The organism is Caballeronia sp. LZ008 (assembly GCF_031451435.1).
Lineage (GTDB): Bacteria > Pseudomonadota > Gammaproteobacteria > Burkholderiales > Burkholderiaceae > Caballeronia > Caballeronia zhejiangensis.
This window is the reverse complement of record NZ_JARUXK010000004.1, coordinates 259,343-262,968: the sequence shown is the minus strand read 5'-3', so window position 1 is coordinate 262,968 and position 3,626 is coordinate 259,343. Positions and strand designations below refer to the sequence as shown.

The 3,626-nt window shown below is 61.4% G+C and carries 4 protein-coding genes; 3 read left to right on the top strand and 1 reads right to left on the bottom strand.

Annotated elements, in window-relative coordinates; translation table 11 throughout:
* Nucleotides 1–156: 156 nt before the first annotated feature.
* Nucleotides 157–1,650, bottom strand: coding sequence for a form I ribulose bisphosphate carboxylase large subunit (locus QCE49_RS25935; RefSeq protein WP_250460594.1), 1,494 nt, complete (start codon nt 1,648–1,650; stop codon nt 157–159).
* A gap of 392 nt (nt 1,651–2,042) precedes the next feature.
* Between QCE49_RS25935 and pqqA the strand changes: the two genes are divergently transcribed.
* From pqqA to QCE49_RS25920, 3 genes are all read left to right on the top strand, one after another.
* Entirely contained in the window at nt 2,043–2,117 is a 75-nt protein-coding gene (pqqA, locus tag QCE49_RS25930) for a pyrroloquinoline quinone precursor peptide PqqA (RefSeq protein WP_008354335.1), read from the top strand.
* Nucleotides 2,118–2,197: 80 nt separating this feature from the next.
* A complete protein-coding gene (locus tag QCE49_RS25925; protein ID WP_008354334.1) occupies nt 2,198–2,764 on the top strand; it encodes a DUF447 domain-containing protein in 567 nt (188 codons plus the stop codon).
* 36 nt (nt 2,765–2,800) lie between these two features.
* A complete protein-coding gene (locus QCE49_RS25920; protein WP_250460592.1) occupies nt 2,801–3,490 on the top strand; it encodes a (5-formylfuran-3-yl)methyl phosphate synthase in 690 nt (229 codons plus the stop codon).
* The last annotated feature ends 136 nt before the right edge of the window (nt 3,491–3,626 follow it).

The window sequence follows — 3,626 nt, the reverse complement described above, 5'->3', positions numbered from 1 at the left end:
TGTGACCGCGGGCCTGAAAAGCTGCTTTCTTTGCTTACTTTCTTTGCAGCAGCAAAGAAAGTGAGTGCCGCCCCGCACAGGGGCAGTGCTAATAGACCGACACGAACACGGGATCCGGCGACAACAACAACAACAACAACAACAACAACAAACCTCTTATACCCCCGCCGTAGCAGTAACAGCAAAATCCGGCGTATCCGTCGACGCATAGTTGAAAGTGACATCGCGCCAGGTATCGAGCGCCTGCTGCAACGGCGTACACCCCCGCGCGGCGGTTTCAAGAATATCGGGGCCTTCACGAGCAATATCCCGCCCTTCATTCCGCGCTTTCACCATGGCTTCGAGCGCGACGCGATTGGCCGTCGCCCCGGCCTGAATCCCTTGCGGATGTCCAATCGTCCCGCCGCCGAATTGCAGAATGCAGTCATCTCCAAAGAGATCGAGCAACTGATGCATCTGCCCTGCGTGAATCCCGCCCGATGCCACCGGCATCACCTTGCGCAACCCCGCCCACGGTTGATCGAAGAAAATTCCTCGCGACAGATCAGGCTCATTGCGCGCCTCGCGGCACACGTTGTAATAGCCCTGCACCGACAACGGATCGCCTTCCAGCTTGCCGACGGCAGTGCCCGCATGAGCATGATCGACGCCCGCCATCCGCAGCCACTTCGCGATCACGCGAAACGAGATGCCATGATTGCGCTGCCGCGTATAAGTCCCATGTCCCGCGCGATGCAGATGCAGGATCATGTCGTTGCGACGCGCCCACTTCGACATCGACTGAATAGCGGTCCAGCCGATCACGAGATCGATCATCACGATGCACGACCCGAGCTCCTTCGCGAATTCCGCGCGCTCGTACATGTCTTCCATCGTGCCGGCCGTCACGTTCAGATAGTGACCCTTCACTTCGCCGGTCTCGGCTTGCGCGCGGCTCACCGCTTCCATCGCGAAGAGGTAACGATCGCGCCAGTGCATGAACGCCTGCGAATTGATGTTCTCGTCGTCCTTCAGAAAATCGAGCCCGCCTTTCAAGCCTTCGTACACGACGCGCCCATAGTTCTTTCCCGACAAGCCGAGCTTCGGCTTCACGGTCGCACCGAGCAGCGGACGTCCGTATTTATCGAGCCGCTCGCGTTCGACGACGATGCCCGTCGGCGGTCCCTGAAACGTCTTCAGATACGCAACGGGAATACGCATGTCTTCGAGCCGCAGCGCCTTCAACGGCTTGAAGCCGAACACATTGCCGATGATCGACGCCGTCAGGTTCGCGACCGATCCCTCTTCGAAAAGATCGAGTTCGTACGCGATGTAAGCGAAGTACTGCGGCTCGTCGGCGCGCGCATTCGGCACCGGTTCGACGCGATACGCCTTCGCGCGGTACATGTCGCATGCAGTGAGACGGTCGGTCCACACGACCGTCCATGTCGCCGTCGACGACTCGCCCGCCACGGCCGCAGCCGCTTCCTCCGGCTCGACACCCGCTTGCGGCGTGATGCGAAAGAGCGCGATGACGTCGGTGTCCTTCGGCGTGTAATCGGGCTGCCAGTAGCCCATCTCGCGATACTTCATGACGCCGGCCGCATAGCGCGAGCGCGGATCGGACGGATTGCGCACCGCCTCGACGGCGGCCTTGCTGAAGTCGTTCATTCCGTTTCCTCGACAGTGAGATGAGAGTGGCGTCGCGGTGTTGCTCGAAGCGATCGCCGCTTGTGAACCGCGCCCTGCTGTGATTGCAGAGTAAGCACGCGTCGCACAGAAAGGAATTCACGAATTACTTGCCCGGGCTTAAGCGATGCCTTAGTCGGGAATAGCCCTGATGCGTTTATGAACGAAGCAATGGGACACTGTGTTCTGATTTCGTCACAGTCGGCGCGCATCATGAGCGAGCCGCGCTCTTCGGCATCCGCTTCATGTCATTGGCATGGCGCTTGCATCGTCGAAGGGCCGGCCCCCTCCCGGCCGCCTGGCGGATTCGTCCGCATCGGCAAATCATCGAAGCGGTATCGAGGCATCAACCCGACTCATCTGGAGGAACGCCCATGCAATGGACCACGCCGAGCTTCACCGATATGCGTTTTGGTTTTGAAATCACGATGTATATCGCCACCCGCTAAACGCGGACCGAACCCGCACGAAGCCGCATCGAAGCGATGGCGGCTCTTTCGTGCGGCTACGATTACTTTCGCCGACCATCATGATTTACGAGACCATCGTCACGACCGCGGATCGCGATGGCCGGCCGCATATCGCGCCGATGGGCGTGCGCTTCGAAGAGGGCCTCGCGATTCTTGCGCCGTTCCGTCCGTCGACGACGCTCGATAACGTCATCGCGACGAAGAGCGCCGTCATCAATCTGACGACGGACGTGCGCGTGTTCGCGGGCTGCGTGACGGGCATTGCGCGCGACTGGCCGACGGTTGCCGCGAGCACGGTGCCAAGCGTGCGGCTCGCATCGACGCTCGCGCATATCGAGCTGCGTCTCGCCGAACTTCTCGATGACGAAGCGCGCCCGACGTTGCGCATGGAATGTGTGCATCGCGAGACGCATGCGCCGTTTCCGGGCTTCAATCGCGCGCAGGCGGCGGTTGTCGAAGGCGCGATTCTCGTGAGCCGGCTGTTCATGTTGCCGCCTGAAAAGGTGGATAGCGAGGTGGCGTATTTGCGGATCGCCATCGACAAGACTGCGGGCGACGCCGAGCGCGAGGCCTGGCAATGGCTTTTGCAGGCGATCGAGGCGCATCGCGCGAAGGCTGTGAGCTGACGCGTTTTCCGTAGCCATCCCTCTGGAGTTTCGACGATGACCGCATTGCTCGCGAGCGTCCGCTCGGCCGACGAAGCCTTCGATGCGGCGGACGCCGGCGCCGAACTGATCGACCTGAAGGAGCCGGGCGCGGGCGCGCTGGGCGCTGTTGCGATCGGCGATATCGCGCGTATCATGGGGGCGTTGCGTGCGCGGTATGCGGTGCGGCCGATCAGCGCGACGATCGGCGATTTGCCCAACGATGCGCTCGACGAGATGACCGCGCGCGTGCTCGATGTCGCGGCTACGGGCGTCGATTATGTGAAGGTCGGGGTGTCGCCCGGGGCGGGCGCTTTTGCGTGCTTGCGGCATCTGGCGAGCTTGCCGGCGGCTGTCGTGCCGGTGTTGTTATCCGACGATGGCGTGGATCGCGAACTGGCCGCGCTTGCGGCGCAACTGGGTTTTGTGGGCATCGTGTTCGATACGGCGAGCAAGGACGGGCGCACGTTGTTCGATTGCGTCGATGTGGGGGCGCTTGCTTCCTGCATCGGCGATGCGCGCAAGCGGGGGACGATGATTGCCGTCGCCGGGTCTCTGCGTTGGGACGATCTCGACAGGATTCGTTTGCTCGCGCCGGATATTGCCGGGTTTCGTGGGGCTCTTTGCGATGAGCGCGATGGACGTACTGGGAGGCTTGATCCGCTTCGCGTCGAGAAGTGGGTTCGGGCTTTGCATCTTGCTCGCTGAGCGTTTGTTATTCGGGGGCTTTTTCGCCGGATCCCGGTTTCGCGTCGGTCTATTAGCGTTGCCCCTGTGCGGGGCGGCACTCACTTTCTTTGCTGCTGCAAAGAAAGTAAGCAAAGAAAGCAGCTTTTCAGGCCCG